Source organism: Croceitalea sp. MTPC6, from assembly GCF_036985525.1.
Taxonomy (GTDB): Bacteria; Bacteroidota; Bacteroidia; order Flavobacteriales; family Flavobacteriaceae; genus Croceitalea.
On the sequence record NZ_BTGR01000004.1, the window covers coordinates 285123 to 305553 of the forward strand.

Below are 20431 nucleotides of genomic sequence, written 5' to 3' on the forward strand. Positions count from 1 at the left end.
ATGCGAAAATAGCTCAGCTGGTAGAGCATCACCTTGCCAAGGTGGAGGTCGCGGGTTCAAATCCCGTTTTTCGCTCAAAAGAACGCTGCTTGTCAGCGTTTTTTTTATTCTGATACCAATATCAGGCTCGAGTGGTGGAATTGGTAGACACGTTGGACTTAAAATCCAATGGCCATTGTGGCCGTGCGGGTTCAAGTCCCGCCTCGAGTACAGAAAAAGCCGAAACAAATGTTTCGGCTTTTTTATTTTCAATCTTCTTGTTGTAACTCAAAAATCTCATTTTACCGATATAATAAAACTTTTGCTTTACCCAAACAAAGTCTTATACCACAATTAATTTTAGTGTAAACTAAAGTTTAGCATTATAATATAATTACACAATTATAAAAAATGATTATTAACAAGAAAAACTATATTTTAATAGTCAAATTTAGGTATATGGAAAAACATTTTATTTTTGGATATGGCTCACTAATAAATAAAAAGTCAAGGCAAGGAACAAGCCCTTCAGCTTTTTCTGCAATTCCGGTAAAAGTGAAAAATCATACACGAGGTTGGTTTGCGCGTACAGGAGTAAAAGGTTTATCTACTACTTTTTTGGGATGTCTAAGAAATGACTCAGATTTTTTAAATGAAAATACTAAATCACCTTTCGTGAATGGTGTCCTTTATGAGGTAAACAAAGATGAGCTTCCAATTCTAGATAAAAGAGAGAAACGATATATTAGAACAAAAATAGAATATAATGATATAGAACCTTACCAAAGTGAATTGCCCAAAGAAATATCCGTTTGGGTATATACCAATGAGTTTAATGATGAAAATGAATTCCTTAACTCTTTGCCAAATAAAGAGTTTCCAATAATACAATCTTATGTTGATTTATGTATATCTGGTTGTTATGAAATTGAAACAGAATTTGACAAAGCAAAAGAAGAAAGGTTTTCTGAGCAATTTATAACTTCTACCACAAACTGGAATAAATACTGGGCAAACGATCGTATCTATGCCCGAAGACCTCATGTTTACTGTCCTAATGCCTATGAAATAGATGAGCAACTGTGTACACTTATACCTAGTACAATTTTTAATGCTATTTATATTGAATAATGGAAATTAAAAATTACAGTCATATTGTCGGTATAATTGCAACCATTTTTACAGGCTTACTCCTTTCACCCTTAAGCTTAGAAATAAGAAATAATAAAACAACGCTAATACTTATAATTATATGCGATGTATTTTTTGGTGTTATTTTAACTCTACTTCTAATTTTCTGTAAAGAAAAAGAAGATAAGCCTTCCACCAAAAATCTAAATAGTAAAAAAGAAAATTCCAAATTAATAGCTTCTGACACCGCGGTAAATACAGATGGTATATTTGTAGGTAGAGATGATGAAATAGAAGATATTCTAGATTTACTTAAGAATAACCCAATAGTTGTACTAAAAGGATGTCCTGGTTTAGGTAAATCTACACTTGCCCAATATCTTGTTAGAGATAAAAAAACGAAAGCTAAATTCAGTGAAACACATTTTGTTAAATTAGAAAATTCAAAAGCTTCTGAGACAGATGAAAATAGTGTACAAGAATACATTGCAAAGCAAATGCTAAAGGCATTCATGAATGGCCATGATGATCAAGTTTCATATGTTACACAAGTTGGCACCCAGTTAAAAGACATGAGGGATGTTCTTATAGTATTAGATAATACAGAACAAATCGAAAATAAAGATTTAGATGAAACTGTTGTGGCATGGTCTCAAAATTTAGATAGCAACATTCGATTTATTTTAACTAGTAGACTGAGCCATAAAGAAATAATTAACTGCGTATTTGAATTAGAACCGCTTTTATATAGAAAAAGTGCTAAGGATAAAAAAACCGAAGCCTGCACAGTTTTGATTAAGAAACTAGAATCAATAAAAGATGGCTGGATTTATGATGAGTCAAATGAAAATAATTCTGCTTTATTTGAAATTACAAAAAAAACTGAAGGTATTCCGTGGTGTATAAATGCTGTTGCTGGGATTTTTAAAACTAAAAACTACTCTTTGCCTGAGCTTGCCAAATCTGTAAAAACCATAGTTACCCCAAAAGATAATTTATATAAAACTATTGAACTTTTTTTTGAGAGAAGTTATGCTGAAATGCACCCTGAAGTGCAAAAGATATTCATTCAGACCTGTATCTTTAATAGTGATTTTAATCTTAACGATTTTCATAGTATTGTTCAATCAGAACTGGATAAAGATATTCTCTTTGAAGAGTTAACTAATCATTCTTTTTTACGTGCTGGTAAAGAAGGTTATTACAGCCTCTTCATTCATGTCAAAGAATTTGGAGAAAAAAAACTTAAAGAGTTCGGAATCGTCGATTACAACAATTTAACCAAAAGGTTTTCAGATTATTATGCCAATAAGGTAAAAACTAGTTCTAAGGAAAAAATTAGAGAGGAAATTGGAAACTATATTAAAGCTCAAGAGTTTTTGATTGGATATTCCGAAGTTGATAAAGCTGCAGATTTAACATTATCACTAGACAAAGCCATTGAGGCGAAAGGAGATTCTGGTATTAGAGAAAAGTTAATTAAGATTTCTTACGAACCATTTCCTGACGAATCTAACCAGACAAAGGTAAAATTGGGCTTAAGATTATCTGAAATTTACTTTGCTTTAGGAGATTGGATTAAAGCAGAGTCATATGCAAAAAAGTCAATATATTATGCAGATAATAATAGTTTACTGAAAGCAAGGTCTTACCTAAAGCTTGGAAAAATATTTAAAGAACGAGGCTTTCTTAAAGAATCCCTAAAACTTTTTAATGATTGTTCATTGATACTTAATGAAAATAGTTTTCAGGATGAGAGTGTTATTGTTACTTACAATTCCAATCAATTAAATGTATTTGATCAGTTAGGAGAACTCACAAAATTTAATACAACTGCAAAGGCATTAAGCTATAAAAAAAGTAGTAATGAAATGGCTCAACTTTATAGTAGAATAGGGCTTAAAGAATGGCATCACTCAAACATTAATGAGAGCATTAAGGCATTCGATAAAGCTATAAAGATTGCACAAGAATTAAAAAATGAAACTTGGGAAGCAGCTTACAATACTAATAAAGCGTTAGCTCAGATCGATATCAATAATTTCAATGAAGCATTAGATGCATTTAATGATAACATTAGTACCCACAGAATCTCTGGTAGAAAAGCATGGCAGTCTGTGACATATGGAGGAAAAGGAAGAGCTCTTATGAGAAGAAATAATATAGATATAGCCGATTATGTGGGTGCCGAAGAAAACTTAATTACTGCTGTCAAATTATCAGAAGAAATCGGTTATCCAGAGAATATATCTTGGCTTAAAGGCGATTTAGCTCGGTTTTACCTTAATAAAGAACTAGAAGATAAGTATGATTTTAATAAAAGCTATGCAATAGTAAATGAAGCTTTAAGTCTTCATAAAAAAATCGGTGCAGTCAGAAGTGTGCGTTATTTTTCCAATACAATAACGCTTTTAATGACCCTTGAAAAAATTAAGATAGGTCATGAAAATATGGAATTCATCGAAGCCTTATATACTGCACTTGACCTATACTGTAACTATATATTAGTCGAAATTAAAGTTCAAACCTATGTACTACAAAAAGATATTCAATATTTAAATAAAAAGATGATTGAATTATTTGACTATGGGCTAGATGACATAAAAGAAAAAGATATTTCGTTAATCATGAGCAAACTAATTAAAAGTCAAACTATTGAAAATAACTTAAGAATAATACAACATAACATTGACAATCAAAAAGAAGGCGCTTATGAATATTATGCAGACCAAAACGAAAATCAATGGAAATACTTTAATCCAACAGATACCGTGAAAATCTTTGCTTATGGCATTTTAATGAATGAAAACTATTTAAAGCTATATAATCCTATAAACAAACCTCTACCAGTTAAAGCTTTTGGTCTAGTAAAAAAATGTAATCATGTTTTACCAAAGCATACTCAGTATTTAGAAAGTGATATTTTTTCGGATGGAAAAGCAATTCTAAATATTGATTACACAGGATCTTGTGCCAATGAGTCTTTTGGTATTATCGTTGAATTAAGTAGGAAAAGTTTCATTAAGCTAGAAAATGATGAAAAAGGCTATGCATTGCGGCCAATTACATGTCAAGGATTAGATAGTGATTTTAAGATTTTTAAAGCTTACACTTTAACATCTACCAACAGAGTATATATGAAACAGAAGCTTACAAACAATAACGCTCCAAGGAACGAGGAATATTTGAAGTTATGTATACAAGGAGCTAAATTTTTTGGTGAGGAATTTTACAACTTATGGAAGTTAGATCAATATTTTAAAGTTTAAATTTCCAATGCCTAATTTAAAAATAGTGTTAATCGATATTTTAAAAATCTTATAGGTTTAAAAAGTATTATCCAATTGGGTAAGATGATTAAAGAAAGTAGATACTTAACCATTCTAATTGCCATCTTCTAGTTCAAAAATCTCGTTGACAGTTATTCCAAAGACTTTAGAGAGTTTTAATGCCAGTACGGTTGAAGGCACATAACGGTTCTTTTCAATAGAATTAATGGTTTGCCTAGAAACTCCAAGCAATTTGGCCAAATCTTCTTGTGTTAAGTCTTTTATGGCACGTTGTACCTTTAAGTTATTCTTCATACCTAAGAAGTACGTTTTAGCGCATTAAAGAACAGAATCTGAATCAATAAAATGTACAATAAAACTTGAAAATATCCATTATCCAATTCAGCATTCCCAGGGTCTATTAAAGATTCAATACCATAGGTTATATAAGGTTGTACTAAAGCATACAATACCCCAATTATCAATGCCAAACGATAAGAGGTTGCCCTCAGACTAGCCATAAGCTCATCTTCTATCTTTTCTTTTGAGATAGAAACCATTAAAAAACCTAGAATCATAACATTACGTAATACAGGTTTAACCCATGTAGGTTCATCCACAAATTTCTTTGCTATCATTAATAAAAATGCCCCAATGATAATGCTCCATCCTATTTTCTTATACTTATTTGGTAATTGAAATTTACCCCAACGCTGCAACTTATTACGTTCTGACTCACATATATCCTTCATAATACTAAAAGTAAAGTTTAAAGGTCCAAAAGTATAATAAATTTTACTTAATGACAAATATACTTTACATTTTAATGTAAAAATAAACCGAAGTCTTAACTTCGGTTTATATTATTACGTTTAGAAAATTAGATAGGTACTTAAAACCAATAGCGTTATTAAACCACCCACAATCCATGCATATTTCCATGGTGTAGTATCAATTACATCTGTGACCTTAGGTACATAAACATCAGTTTTGGGCTTTATGAGACCTACTACTAGCATTATAATGATATTCACCACAAAAAGGATTCCCATTATATGTAAAAAATGAGGATATGCCTCCGCTTTAATTACAGCCAATTGTGCTGCGTCTGTAATACCGTTAACCTTAGCGTTAACTAGTGCATTCTCCACTATATTTGGTCCAAGAAGCAATAGACTTATCAAATACATTAATACGCCTCCAATTAATACAATTTTTGCTCCAATAGCAGGCACCTTTTTAGTGACAATTCCTACTATAACAACTGCTAAAATTGGGACACTTAAACTACCCAATGCTTGCTGGATATAGGAAAATAAGCCATCTGGTGCGTATCTAATAAATGGTGCGATGGACATAGAAATAATAGCAAGACCTAATCCAAAACGCTTTCCTGCTTTTACAGTTTGGATTTCTGTAGCATCTTTACTGAAAAACTTTTTGTACAAATCAAACCCAAATAATGTAGCACTGCTATTTAACAAGCTATTAAATGAGCTTAAAATAGCTCCAAACAAAACCGCCGCAAAAAAACCTAATAAACTACCGGGCAAAACCCGTCTAACCAGTTCAGGATAAGAGGCGTCTGCATCGTTCAATTCCGACCCAAACATATTAAAAGCAATAATACCAGGCAAAACTACTATTACTGGAATTAAGAATTTGACAAAAGCTGCTAACAGAACTCCTTTTTGGCCCTCTTTTAAGCTTTTCGCTCCAAATACACGTTGCAAAATAGATTGATTGGTTCCCCAATAATACATTTGGGCTATCATCATTCCTGTAAATATTGTTCCTACCGGAATTGATGAGGTTATATCTCCGGTTACATCAAATTTATCCTGATTTTCAGACCATAGTTTAGATAGACCTCCAGCTATGCTTCCATCATCACTAATCATAGTCAATCCAAAATAAGGAATAAGCAAACCTCCAATCAGTAGGCCGACTGCATTAACCAAATCTGAAACTGCCACGGCTTTTAATCCACCATATATTGCATAAATAATCCCTATAATTCCTATACTCCAAACACAAACCCAATAGCACGCAGTCTCAGATATACCCAACAATTCTGGTAATTGAAACATAGTTATAAATGCCTTTGATCCTGCATAAAGTATGGTAGGCAATAACACAATGCCAAAGGCAATTAAAAAGAGTACAGATAAAATTGCCTTAGTATTTTCATCAAAACGGCCTTGGATAAATTCTGGTATTGTAGTAATACCTTTTTTCATATACTTAGGCAAAAACCAGACAGCCGTAATCACCATGGCAATTGCCGCAAGTGTTTCCCAAGCCATTACAAGTATACCTTCACTAAATGCTTGACCATTTAAACCAACAATTTGTTCGGCAGAAAGGTTGGTCAATAATAATGATCCTGCAATGGTGATTGCCCCTAAACTTCTTCCTCCCAGATAGAACCCATCAGCAGATTTTTCATTAGTCTTTCTAGTAGCATACCATGCTACCCCCGCTACTAATAATGTAAATCCAAGAAAAGAAATAATGGACAATGCTCCCATAAGTATTTTATTTTAGTTGGTTTGGTCGTTCTTTATAATTTTACAGGACTTGCCCACTCTTTTAGCAAACAAGATGCTGAATATAATTTATTAATGCATAAAATACAATTTTTAAATAAGGCAAAGCGACTTTAACCTGGACAACAAACTACTTAATCTACTTTGCTATAATGTACGCTGGATAGTTCACGTAATCTTACTGCAGCCATCTCGGCTGTAATATCCCGTTGTGGATTTGCAAACATTTCATAACCAACCATAAATTTCTTTACCGTTGCAGACCTTAACAATGGTGGGTAAAAAGACATATGAAAATGCCATTCTGGATGTTCAAGACCATCCGTTGGTGCCTGGTGAATGCCAGATGAATATGGAAATGATGTTTTAAAAAGGTTATCGTATTTTGTAGTTACATTCTTGATAGCTTCTGCAAAAGCAACTTCCTCTTTACTATCCAGCTGCCCTATATGGGCATATTGCTTTTTGGGAACAATCATTACTTCATAGGGCCATGTGGCCCAAAAAGGCACTAAAGCAACAAAATAATCATTGGCATAAACAATCCGTTCCTTATTTTCTAATTCTTGTTCTAGGTAATTATCTAATAGACTTCTATTATTTTTTCTATGATATTCTTTTTGTTGCATTCCCTTTTTTAAACACTCACCAGGTATAGTTGACTGGGCCCATATTTGACCATGCGGGTGGGGGTTACTACAACCCATTATCTGGCCTTTGTTCTCAAATATTTGAACATGATTAATGTCTTGAATATCACCCAACTCCTTATACTCTTTTTTCCAAAGCTGCACTACACCGACAATTGCAGATACATCCATTAAGGGTAAGGTTAAGCTATGATCTGGAGAGAAGCAAATTACTTTACAGATTCCTTTTTCCGTTTCCGCTTTTAAAAGTCCTTGCTCAAAGTTTTCAGTTTCATTCTCGTACAATAAAGCTCCAAAGTCATTGACAAAAGAAAATGTGGAGGAGTAGTCCTCATTAAGCTGCCCTCCTGCTCTTGTGTTAGTAGGACACAAATAACAATCGGGGTCATAGCTAGGCAAATTAACGTCTGGTAAGTTTTCTTTTTTACCTTGCCATGGTCTTTTAGTCCTGTGGGGAGACACTAAAATCCACTCTCCTGTTAGAATATTATATCTCCTATGTGGCTTTTCTGATAACATTTTAACTATTTAATCTGTACGTTGAACTCCATTCCCAATACCTACGATAAATGGACTCAAACTTATTCCAAATTTCGTATGATACTTTTTGGAAGCTTCTTCTATATACGCTTCCACTTTATTTTCTTGAACGATGTTTATAGTACAACCTCCAAAACCCCCACCCATCATCCTAGCTCCAACTACACCATCAAAACCTTTCCCTATCCCAACTAAAAAATCAAGTTCATCACAGCTCACTTGATATTTGTTTTTGAGTCCATCATGCGATTCGAATAAATATGAACCAAATTTTTCTATACTGCCATCTATCAAAGCCTTGCTAGCCTTAATCGTTCTTGTATTTTCTTCACTCACATAACTTAATCGATTGTAATTAACAGCACTAACAGCTTCTTTGAATTCATCTATAATTTTAAGGGGAACTTTGGCCAAAGAATTATATTTAGGATATTTCTTTTGAATTTTCTTAAGACCTATTTCACATTCTTTTCTTCTAAGATTGTATTCGCTGGTTGCTAGATTGTGTGAGACATTTGAATTTAATAATACAATTTTGAAATCTTTCATGGAAGCTGGTATGTACTCAAAAGATAGATTTTCACAATCTAACTTAATCAGCTTTTCTTTCTGCCCCATTACAACGGCAAATTGGTCCATTATTCCACACTTTGTACCCACAAAATGATGTTCCGCATCTCTAGAAATTATAATAATTTCCTCATTACTCAAACCAATATCAAAAAGTTCACTGAGTCCCTTGGCAATACCACATTCCAAGGCTGCTGAAGAACTTACCCCTGAACCTATTGGCAAATCACTTTCCACTACACAGTCGAAGCCATTGATACTATTTGGGAATTTCTGTTGTATAAAATAGATTACGCCTAAAAAATAATTATGCCATTCTTTATCACTGACTTTAATTTTATTTAAATCAATCACAAAATCATCATCAAAACTTTTCGAATGAACCCTACATTTTTTATTAATTGATTTTTTAAAGTAGAGTGTTACTTTTTTATCAATAGCCGCCGGCAAAACCAAACCACCATTATAATCTATGTGCTCACCTATTAAATTTATTCTGCCCGGAGATTCAATGACCACATCACTCTCTCTATAAGTTATTTTCCAATTCACAAAAGATAATTTTCAAAAAGAATTAGGCATCAGTTACACGTCTCATTTGTACCAGCCCAGAAATAGGCACTCTCATAAATGTTATCCCTTCTCCAAAAAGTTTAGTTTCATCATCAATTAGATTTCCTTGACAATCATAAACTTTAACATGGAATCTTCCCAGAAGATGTGAGGCATTTATGATTACTTCTTCCGAAGCTTTAGCGTTTATAATATGAATATCATCATAGAGCGATTTGATTTCTACAAAAGAATTTTCAAAAACTCCAATGATAGCATTCTTATTTGATTCAACTTTTTTGATAGGATAGTTGGCCATAGGTGAGATTGGTGTAAAATCACCCTGTAATAACAGTTCTGAATTTTTATTCCAATAATCTGTATAAAACCTAATCATATTTAAATGCGATATCGGTGCCTCATTTAGCATAACGGAAATTTGTGGTACCCCAAACATTGTATTCACATAATGCAAGGCTGCATTTTCTACACTCTCATCAAAATGCCAGGTAACCATATCTGAATGTACAGCTGTATTGCCGCATAGCATTTTGATGTCTGCAATTCTTACACGATTCATTGTGTAATCGCCAGGACAATCAAAAGCGCGTAGCATATTACCATATTTACGCATAGCCGGACCAGTATATTTTTGTCTGAACTCTATAAATATATCTGGATTTACCTTCTTAACCTCATTGATTACTTGGGTTAACAAAGCATCTACCGCATCATTGATAGACAAGAAGTCCCTTTCCGGGTCTTTTTCAAAGCAGGTATCTGGGTATGTCTTGAAATCATCTATAAAATCCAATTTAAATCCATCCAATCCCCAATCCCTAGCTGCTGCTACATAAATACCAACCAAATAATTCCTTATCTCTGGATATCTTGGGTCAAAAACTGGTGCCCATCTATGGTTTTCTGTTAAAAACTTACCTTTAAACTTTTGATAGGCTTTAGATTTAAAACCGCAAAAGGGAACTGAAAACCATAGACCGACCTTCATTCCTAAATCTTGTATATTCTTCACTAAGCCACCAAAATCTTGGAAACGTTCAGATTTCCAATCACCTGTATAATCATATCCACGGTTGTTGTCCTTTGTTTGCCAACCATCGTCAATAATTATAGCCTCAAACCCTAAATCTTTTGCCACACTACATTCCTTAAGCAACAAATCTTCATCAAGGTTTTGATGAAACTGATACCAAGTTGAATAAAGTGGTTTTTTTGCAATCTCTGGCACATTACACGGCTTTAAAGCAGAAAAGCTTTCCCACCATTTAGATGTTTCTTTTAAAGCATTTGAAAAGTGGGTGTTTTTATAATCCACTCGTATATCAATACTAAAGCTTGAAATAGAATATTTACACTCTGTAAAAAGAACGATCTTGCAGTAGATATAATCGTCCTCTTCTCTATACTTTGCTCCAAGTTCAACCTTATTGATTGCATTTGAGCAGGAAAAGCACATTATATTTTCATCCTTATTTCCAAATAAACCTAAAACAGGAGAGTCTATGGAAATTCTAGATTCATGGTTTTCCAATTCCCAATCAGCTTCAATTCGTTTTGAAAAATCCGAAGTGGGTTTCCACAAGCCTTTTACATTTAAAGCTGGTATTTTCCACTCTAAAACAATTGGTTCAGGTACAAACTTCTCTTTGGATTGCAAGTCCAATCTATAAATTACCAAATCATCTTCCTCAGAAACAATGCGCAGACTACATTCAGCGCTATTCTCATTTATTGCAACTCTGATATCTTCTCTAGCTTTATTAAGAATATTGCTCATCATCTAATTTTTAGTCCACTCAAATACCTTTGCATCCATATTGTTTTGTCCAGCAACAATCAAACTATTATTTCTTAAATCTTTCAATTCAAGCAACTTGCTTGTTTGGTTTGGTATATACAATCCGCTTTCTCTTGAGCTTATTACTTCAAAAGTTCCGGTGCCATTCCCTTTTAGAAAAACCCCCATAAGGCCATCATACCTTCCAAAGTGTGTTTCTGCATAAAAATCATTACCACCCACTATAACATCCATGTTCCCGTCCTTATTAAAATCTTTAACTAATAAAGTATTAATTGGTGCTACTTGGCACTCTACAGGTAAGGGAACAAGTTCAAACTTGCCACTTCCTAAGTTCTCCAAATAGGAACTTGATGAAACAGCAACTTTTAAAGAAACACTGTCTACACTATTTAAAGACAGCAATTTTCTAAAATCTGTATTGGCAAACTGCTCATAAGTTTGATACTTGTCTTTTAATACCACCAATTGCTTCATTATATCATCCCGCATATGCAACGGCATTAGCGTTTTTCCTTCAACAGTATCGTAATAAGTAGCAATCAATGGATCTATGCTCCCATTATTATCATAATCAGCATTCATAATATATGCTGGGTAATCCTGAGTTGGATTAATAAAATTGTTATGTCCTTGATTTCCCAATACAAAATCTATATCCCCATCCTTATCAAAATCACCGCTTGCCAATGAGCGCCACCAACCATTGGAAATGATTTTTTTTCCCAGTTTATCTTGAATTTGGACATCCATCTTTTTTAAGGTTCCAGAATCATTCTTAAAAATTATAATCGGCATCCAATCCCCAACTAAAATTAAATCTTCCCAATTGTCTCCATCAACATCTACCCAAGCCGCATCTTTGACCATACCAATACTAGACAGTCCATCAGTTGCCTTTTCAGCAAACACACCATCATTATTGGTCAGTAAATAACTTTCTGGTGTTTCTGGATAGCTGTTTGGCACAATGTTAGCCCCTACAAAAACATCAACATCTCCATCTTTATCAAAATCCAAGGGTCTTACACAACTACTCGCGACTTTCTTAATAGGGAGTATATTCTCTGTAAGTTTAAAAGTATAACCACCTGTGTTTTCATAAAGTCTATCCACCAAATTATCATGGGATTCATTGAATTCGTTACTTCCACTCGCTATGTATAAATCCAAATCCCCATCAGAATCATAATCAAAAAAAGAAGCATCCGTATCTTCATAAACAGAGTCAAATTTTTGGATAAGTTCATACTGATTATTCTCATTAAAAGCCCACATAGTTCCTGGGTTACCTTTACTACCTCCTATAAATAATTCATCCCCGACCACATCATCTATGTTCGCCTTTGCAATACTTGGACCTGACTTTGAATGTTGTGTCAACAACAGAGGCTGTGATAGGTAATCATTGGAAAAATTCTCTTTATGAATGTATTGTAAAGCACTTTCATTATGTACAAATAGTGTGTGATTTTTTTGAAAATTGATTTCATCTTCCCTTTTAGCATTTGAAATATCAATTTCTAAAGTTTGATTTGATGTAACATTCACAAGTTTTGTTTGGTCCCCATTAGGCCATGTGACTTGTAAAGAATCAATCTTATTATCTTTTAATCCAAAGAACACGGTTGGGTCTACAGAGGAGAGGTAACCTCTAATTACAGATTGAAAATGTGTTTGCGAATTACCATCGTCCCATAAAATAACCTTTGCACCTATTGCATCCTTATTTTTCTCGGTTCCTAAAAGTTTTATTTTTAAATAGTTGAAGTTCTCTTTTGATGAAGCATTATTTTTTAGAACAAAAGCCTTTTCATTAATGTTATTTACTATTAAGTCCAAATCCCCATCTAAATCCAAATCGGAATAGGCTGCACCATTGGACAATGAGATCTTTTCATTACCCCATTCTGTAGAAACGTCCTTGAAGCTTAAAGCTCCATTATTTTGGAAAAAGTAATTTTGAAGCGGTATTGATTTTTGCTTGGCCACTATTTCTTTTATCTTTTTGTCACGTGACTCTGGTGTACCGAATGCGTTACTCTGCTGAGTGTAATTAATAAAATCAAGGTTTGTAATATCCAAACCATAACCATTTGTAATAAATATATCTTTATCACCATCCACATCTAAATCAATCAGTAACGGAGCCCAACTCCAATCTGTTTGGGCAAGTTTAGTCAAAAAGGATACCTCGGTGAATTTGGATTCTTTCTCATTTGTATATCCATTATTTAGTTGTAGCGTATTTCGCATATACTGTGGAGAATATCCATTTCTTAAGGAAAGTTCATACTTATCGTAATTCATTGACCCTACCATAGTTTTTAATCTACCATAACTTTTTGGAAGCATATCCAAAACCATTATATCTGGATAGCTATCATTATTAATATCAGCGATATCCACACCCATTGCATTATAGGTTTGATGTGCCAATAAGCTTGATGCTGATTCCCTGAAACTAGAAGTAACACTATCTTTCAACCTTGAGTTTATATATAAAAGATCATTAGTTATAAAATCATTTGCAACATAGATGTCTATTAGACCATCATTATTGAAATCATTAATGCCAACACCAAGTCCAAAACCTTTTTCCGCACCTTCTAATTCTTTAGAAACATCTGTGAAAACAGGATGCCCGTAATTCTCCACCTTATCATTTCTTAGAAGCACATCACTCAAATGTTCTGGAAAATAACGTTTAGGTATTGGAGAATTCTTATCAAATTTTACATTACCGTTTCTAACAATATAGGCATCTAAATCACCATCCAAATCATAATCAAAGAAAACAGTTTGTTGTGAGTATTTATCATCATCCAAAGCATATTCTTTTGCTTTCTCAACAAATTCCGGAATACCATTTTTATTTACTCCTTGATTGATATATAATAGGTTATTGCAATCATCATTACAATTTGGACCGCCAACATTAAGGTAGATATCATCCAAACCATCTACATTAATATCTACAATTGCAACGCCAGTAATCCAACCTTTGGTGTGAAATTTAGAAGCACTGGTAATATCTAGAAAACTTAGTTCTCCTTGATTTAAATAGACTTTTGAAGGTACTTGGTTTCCAGTAAAAACTATGTCTGGTAGCTGGTCATTGTTAAAATCACCTATTCCAACCCCACCTCCATTATAACAATATTGAAAATCTATCACATTAATCTCTTCATCAATGGTTATAGTGTTTTCAAAATCAACATTAGTCTGTTCAGAGTCTAAGTATTCAAACATTTTTGTTTGGTGCAAATCACTGCAAGAAACCATAAGGACTACACAGCTATAAAATATTATTTGAACACTTATTTTCATTATTGGAAGAGGTTCTTTTAAATTAAAAGCCAAGCAATAATACATCACTTGGCTCTTAATAACTACTGAACTTAAACTAAATCAAACTATAAAATTTATAATCAAAGGTTGTGTTAATTACTATAACCAGGATTTTGGTTCAGATTTGGATTAGCATTCAATTCTGGAACCGGAATCCAAATTAGCTCGTCACGCCCTGGTGTGAATACTGCACTTTCTCCAGCTAGAGATTTTGGATGTCTACCTCCCGCTATGGTTGAACCTGCTCCTAATACTTCTTCAGCTAATCCCCAACGCACTAAATCCAAATAACGGTGACCCTCGCCAGTAAGCTCCATGATGCGCTCTTCAACTATCGCATCAAAAACTTCAGTGCTGCTTAATGTATTTGGTAAGTCAGCTATTTCCGCTCGTTGTCTTACTTGGTTAACCAATGCGATTGCTTCTGGAGTGTTTCCATTTTCATTTTCCGCTTCTGCTAACATTAAAAGCACATCAGCGTATCTAATTATTCTCCAATTCAATCCAATATTTTCTCCAAACGGTGAAATCTGATCACGAGTACCTGCAAACAGCATAGCATATTTACGGGTAAACAACGGATCAACGCCTGCTACTTGTGCTGCTTCAATGTCTCCCGCAAAGTCTTCCAAGAATGGAGTTCCACCATACCCAGTAGCACCTGGATAATCAAACGCTATTGTTTCATTTCTTCTAACTGTATCTCCATTATCCACAAACGCTTGTAATATATGGGGATTAATATAGTGCCCTCTATCTAAACTGTAAGTCGGAGGTGCATAATCAATAATATAGTTACTTTGAGACCCTGTAAGTGGTATATCTGATCCCCATACAAAATTATCTTGCGCAGCAAATTGCAACTCAAAAACAGATTCTGAATTATTTTCACCTACCACATTAAAATTATCTCCGTACTGCTCAGCAGGAAGCAAACTGTATACTCCACTGGTCACCACAGCTCTTAAGTCTGTTGCAGCTTCCGAAAAGTTGCCCATATATAAATTCGTCTTCCCTCTTAGTGCCAATGCTGACCCAGAAGTTGGTCTTCCCAAATCATTATCAGACCATGTCGCTGGCAACATACTTGCAGCCATAGCTAAATCCGATAAGACCGAATTAAAGATTTCTGTTTGAGTCGCTGGAGATGGAAAAAATTCCTCTTGATTTTCAGGTGTACTAAGAACCAAAGGTACATTACCCCAAAAAGCCGCCAAATACCAATTTGCAAACGCTCGCATAAAATAAGCCTGTCCCAGCACTTCATCCCTTCCATTACCTGCAGGTAAGTTTTCATCATTTGCTTCCTCTAAAATAGTATTTGCTCTAAATACAGTTTGATACAATTGCGGGAACATATCAACAGACCATCTACTAACACCAGGAACACCTTGTAGTGTAGACATGGTGGTATTGTTTGCAAAAGGTACTACGTTGAATGCATCTGACCTTAGGGTTGGGCCTGTATGTACAACCCTACCCCAGAAAAATACCGCAGTAATTGGGTGTATCATTCCATTTACAGCAACTCTAAAATCTTCTTCATTATTAAAGAAAGCTAATTGTGATACTGTATTTGGATTGGATATTTTAAGCTCATCCTCATTACAGCTATTCAGCGGAACCAGCATGGCTGCCAATAGCGTAACAATCATAAATTTATTCGTTTTTAGTTTCATTTTGTCAATTTTCTAATTATTCATAAACAATTTAAAAAGATACCTGTAATCCTAAGATAAATGTTCTAGGCCTAGGTTGCGCACCTAGATCAATACCTCTACCAAGAATTGGTGGTGTATTATTCGGGAAACCAAAGAATCCGCCTCCAGTACCTACTAAAGTTGAACCAATTTCAGGATCATAACCACTATATCCTGTAATTGTGAAAACGTTTTGCATGTTATAGAAGACACGAGCGCTACTCACCCATGGTAAATCGATTACCTGTGTCAAATCATAACCTATCTCAATAGATCTTAATCTTAAATAAGAGCCATCTTCTACAAAGAAGTCTGATGGTAATTGGTTACCAGCTGCATTTGGCAAAGAAGCTCTAGGAATATTTGTAGTAGCATTATCCGCTCCTGGGGATCCAAATGCATCCCTTAAGAAACCAAATTTATTACCATCCAAGAAAAAGGTACCTGTGAATAGTTGTGCATTGTAAATTTCATTTCCTTGAACTCCATTAAAATTCAATCCAAAGTCCCAGTTCTTGTAAGTCCCATTAAAATTAATACCGTAAGTAAAGTCAGGTATTGGAGATCCTAAATTAGTTCTATCGTCGTTATTAATTTGACCATCTCCATTAATATCTACCCTTCTAAAGTCACCAGGCTGAAGAATAGCTCTTCTTTCCGGATCATTAGCTAAGGCAGGGTCACTATCAATTTCTGCCTGACTTCTATATAATCCATCATTTTGGAAACCAAAGAAGAATCCAATAGGTTGACCAACTTCAAATCTATTAGGTGTATTACCTTCTTCATCTATAGATGGGCCAACTAGCGGATTAGGTAAAGCTGTTAACTCATTACTTAAGGTAGCAAAGGTTAGACCAACATTAAATTTAAAATCCCCTCCGTTATCATGGTCGTAATTGGCTTGCAATTCAAACCCAGAGTTTTTAATGGACGCGGCATTTTGCGTTACCGCTGTAGCTGACCCTGTAGTAGAAGGTACAGCAACTGCAGCAAGAACATCATTATTGTTTCTTACGTAGTAGTCCATGCCTACAGAAAGTTTATTATCAAATAAAATAGCGTCCAAACCAAAACTTGTAGATTCCGCAGTTTCGAATGAAATATTGGGGTCTACCAGTGAAGTAATAGCAAAACCACCTGCAGTCGTGTTATTAAAACTTACGTTAGATGCCGGGTTAAGTACTGATTGAAATAAGTAATCGCCAATATTCTGAGAGGCTAACTCTCCATAACCTGCTCTAAACTTCAATAAATTAAAAACTGAATCTTCAGGCCAGAAATCTTCATTACTAATTACCCAACCTGCAGAGAAAGCTGGTAAAACAATGTTGTTGAAATCACCATCCGCCGAGAATCGTGAAGAAGCATCTCGTCTAACTATAGCGTTAAAGATATATTTATCATCGAATTTATAATTTACCCTTCCAAAGACTGAGAAAATTCTTGATAAAAATCTTCCTCCTCCAGAATTCACAATAGCATCTGTAAAGCCTGCTATATTAGTAATGTCATCAGAAGGCAAGCCCTCAGCTTGTATTGCAATAGAATTATTGTCTATCTGTTGTCTAGCACCCCCAAGTAGTACATCTATATCATGCTTACCAAAGCTATTTTTATAGTTGATAGTTGGTTCGATGTTAGTGGATAAAATTTCACCACGTACTTCTGTCAAATCATTTAGAGCGTTTAAATTAACCTGAGCGTCCGTTGGGCTCATATCAAAACGAGGTCGTCTAAAATTTGAATATGTATTACGATAATCTACACCATAGTTTAAACCAAGTGTAAGACCATCAATCACTTCGTACTTTACTTTAAAGTTACCTAGAACATTACGCTGCGTAGTTTGGTCATCTACTAATTGTGCCAACGCATAATTGTTAGTACCTCCTGAACCACCAAATAAGTTAGAGTCTATAGCCTCAAACCCACCTAGTCTTTCAGGTGCTGAAGCCCTAACTACAGGTGCAGTAAATGTACCGCTTCCAAAAAATGGATTCTGGTTTAAGTCTCGTTGGTTGTAAGAAAGAGATTCTTCAATACTCCATTTACCAAAACTGAAACGGCTATTCAAACGAATATTAATACGTTGAAAATCAGCACTCGTCACAATACCTTCCTCGTCATAATAATTAGAAGAAAAATAATACGATGAGCCTTCACCTCCACCAGATATATTAAATCCAAAATCTTGGATTGATCCAGAGTTTAGAGATAAATCTTGAAAATCTGTATTTACACCGTTATCTACTATGTTAGCTGGTAGCCCTTCATTAGCACTTCTTTGATTTAAGAATTGTACAAACTCAGGCCCGTCTAAAAAGTCTAGCGTTCTTGCAACAGTATTAGCACCACCACGTATGTCTACGGATACTTTTGGAGCAGAATTAGAAGCACCTCTGTTTGTCGAAACAATGATAACCCCATTTGCCGCTCTAGTTCCATATATAGCCGCAGAAGTAGCATCTTTTAATACTTGAATATCAATAATATCCTTAGGGTTTAAAAAAGTTATATCGTCTACGATAGCTCCATCTACTACATATAGCGGGAACGTGTTTGTTAATGAGCTAATACCTCTTACGATTACATTGGTAGGAGCACCTGGCTGCCCGCCTCCACTTTCAACTTGTACACCCGCTAGTCTTCCTTGTAGGGCATTGGTAGGATCTGCACTTACAATCTGTTTAATTTCTTCTTGTTTAATTTGAGAAATTGCTCCCGTTACATCTACTTTTGCTTGTGATCCAAAACCAACGACAACAACTTCATCCAATAATGCCGAATCTTCTTCGAGCAATACATTTAATGTAGTTTGACCTGTAACAACGACTTCTTGCGTTTTAAAACCAATGTAGCTAAAAACCAGCGTTGCATCATCACCGACTGTGATGGTATAATTTCCATCAAAATCGGTAGTTACTCCATTGGCAGTACCTTTTTCAATAATGTTAACTCCAGGTAAAGGCCCATCTGAAGCAGATACCGTCCCTGTAATGGTCTGTTGTGCAAATGCCATATTTGCATAAATAAAGACCAACAAAACCAAAAGTTTTTTAAGATGGCTTTTTTTCATAAAGATTGAGTTTAGATTAGTTTATATGCTATGATAGTCTATGCTATTAAACAAAAATATGAAAGTTTTGTTAATATCAAAATATATTGATAGTAAAATGTTATTATATTAAAAATATTAATGAATAATTGGCATATCCAAAATATGCCTTTTTAAAGAGATTCTCTATCTATGAGGTTTGTTGGCACAATAGATTTGGTATAATGCAAGCTTTTTAGATTGTTTGCCGTCAAAGCAGCCATTTCGTTAAAATCAGTGGATATTGTAGTAATTCCTCCAAAAACTATCTCTTTTACTACATGATCGTTGAAAGATAAAACACCGACGTCCCTACCTACCCTTAAATCAGCATTGCGACAGTCTTTAAGAAGTGGCCACAGGTCGGCATCACTAATAAAAAGATAAAGAACATCTTTTTTAACACTATTACCCTTATAATTTTCCTCGACCCTTCCTTTTATTTTGAAGTCCTTTAAAAATCTAAGATAAGATGACAGAATCCCTTTTGGGTAGTCCAAATCATTTCTGAAGAACAATACCAGTTCTTTGTACTTCTCTATCTTAGGCAAAAGATTGGTTAAGTTAGTATAAGTACTTTGTTCAAATTCTTGGGTAATGTAGGTATACTCGCTACCTATATTTAAAAAGCGGTCTACAATTATCAGTTTTTCTGGACTTAATGTTTTTAAAAGCTCTTTAACGCTATCACTTTCTATTGGAGCAACAACATACATTCCATATTTGGCCCTAATATTCATAAAAACAGTTTGGAATACTTCTTCATTATTATGATGAAAGAAAACATCTATTTGCACTTTCTCTCCAAGCTCATTCCGTAATGCGTTGTAAAATTCTTGCTGAAAACGCTGAAATGAGTACATTATTAAAGCAATTTTCAAAAAAACCCTTGTTTTATTGCTTACAACAAAGTATCCTTTGGTTTTCTTTGACTCAACAAGACCTCTGTCCTTTAATTCCTCATATGCCTTAACAATTGTTTTTCTTGCAAAACCAACCTCATCAACCATTACATTTATGGATGGCAGTTGATTTCCAACGGTTAGATGTCCAGAATCAATAGCATCAATAATCCCCAACACAAGCTGTTCATGCTTAGATAGAGAATTAATTTCTTCTAGCTTTTTTACAAAGTTGGCTAGTTTCACGAAGTAATTGTAATTTCCATATTCCTGATTGGAATATTACAAAAATTTTAGTCCTTTCAGAAATTTTAATGAGATG

Annotated in this window: 12 protein-coding genes and 2 tRNA genes; 4 read left to right on the forward strand and 10 right to left on the reverse strand. The window is 34.3% G+C overall.

Translation table 11 applies throughout. The features are described 5' to 3' along the window. The first annotated feature begins 2 nt into the window (after positions 1-2). From AACP56_RS10275 to AACP56_RS10290, 4 genes are all read left to right on the forward strand, one after another. A tRNA-Gly gene (locus AACP56_RS10275) sits at positions 3-75 on the forward strand. A gap of 50 nt (positions 76-125) precedes the next feature. Beyond that, positions 126-210: transfer RNA gene (locus AACP56_RS10280), tRNA-Leu, on the forward strand. A 228-nt stretch (positions 211-438) separates the two neighbouring features. Further along, complete coding sequence (locus AACP56_RS10285) at positions 439-1110, forward strand: gamma-glutamylcyclotransferase family protein (protein WP_339337259.1); 672 nt, start codon at positions 439-441, stop codon at positions 1108-1110. Further along, positions 1110-4379 (forward strand): NB-ARC domain-containing protein, encoded by a 3270-nt coding sequence (locus AACP56_RS10290; protein ID WP_339337258.1) that lies wholly within the window; start codon positions 1110-1112, stop codon positions 4377-4379. The genes AACP56_RS10285 and AACP56_RS10290 overlap by 1 nt, the downstream gene beginning before the upstream one ends. A 114-nt stretch (positions 4380-4493) precedes the next feature. On the opposite strand, the gene AACP56_RS10295 is transcribed toward AACP56_RS10290, so the two are convergent. From AACP56_RS10295 to AACP56_RS10340, 10 genes are all read right to left on the reverse strand, one after another. Continuing rightward, positions 4494-4694 carry a helix-turn-helix transcriptional regulator gene (locus tag AACP56_RS10295; RefSeq protein WP_339337257.1) on the reverse strand — a complete coding sequence of 67 codons (201 nt, stop codon included), beginning with the start codon at positions 4692-4694 and terminating at the stop codon, positions 4494-4496. A gap of 2 nt (positions 4695-4696) precedes the next feature. Next, the gene (locus tag AACP56_RS10300) at positions 4697-5131 is read right to left on the reverse strand and encodes a hypothetical protein (protein ID WP_339337256.1); all 435 of its coding nucleotides are present in this window, start codon (positions 5129-5131) and stop codon (positions 4697-4699) included. 120 nt (positions 5132-5251) lie between these two features. Continuing rightward, the gene (locus AACP56_RS10305) at positions 5252-6910 is read right to left on the reverse strand and encodes a solute:sodium symporter family transporter (RefSeq protein ID WP_339337255.1); all 1659 of its coding nucleotides are present in this window, start codon (positions 6908-6910) and stop codon (positions 5252-5254) included. A 152-nt stretch (positions 6911-7062) separates the two neighbouring features. Next, positions 7063-8097, reverse strand: coding sequence for a UDP-glucose--hexose-1-phosphate uridylyltransferase (locus AACP56_RS10310; RefSeq protein ID WP_339337254.1), 1035 nt, complete (start codon positions 8095-8097; stop codon positions 7063-7065). A gap of 9 nt (positions 8098-8106) precedes the next feature. Continuing rightward, positions 8107-9240, reverse strand: a complete 1134-nt coding sequence (gene galK / locus AACP56_RS10315) for a galactokinase (RefSeq protein ID WP_339337253.1) — start codon at positions 9238-9240, stop codon at positions 8107-8109. A 22-nt stretch (positions 9241-9262) separates the two neighbouring features. Further along, on the reverse strand, positions 9263-11038 hold the full coding sequence (locus tag AACP56_RS10320) for a glycoside hydrolase family 36 protein (protein ID WP_339337252.1): 1776 nt from the start codon (positions 11036-11038) through the stop codon (positions 9263-9265). Between the two features lie 3 nt (positions 11039-11041). Further along, positions 11042-14311 (reverse strand): VCBS repeat-containing protein, encoded by a 3270-nt coding sequence (locus AACP56_RS10325; RefSeq protein WP_339337251.1) that lies wholly within the window; start codon positions 14309-14311, stop codon positions 11042-11044. Between the two features lie 191 nt (positions 14312-14502). After that, positions 14503-16089, reverse strand: a complete 1587-nt coding sequence (locus tag AACP56_RS10330; protein ID WP_339337250.1) for a RagB/SusD family nutrient uptake outer membrane protein — start codon at positions 16087-16089, stop codon at positions 14503-14505. A 31-nt stretch (positions 16090-16120) separates the two neighbouring features. Further along, positions 16121-19189, reverse strand: a complete 3069-nt coding sequence (locus AACP56_RS10335) for a SusC/RagA family TonB-linked outer membrane protein (protein WP_339337249.1) — start codon at positions 19187-19189, stop codon at positions 16121-16123. Between the two features lie 152 nt (positions 19190-19341). Then, complete coding sequence (locus AACP56_RS10340) at positions 19342-20355, reverse strand: GntR family transcriptional regulator (RefSeq protein ID WP_339337248.1); 1014 nt, start codon at positions 20353-20355, stop codon at positions 19342-19344. Positions 20356-20431: the final 76 nt, after the last annotated feature.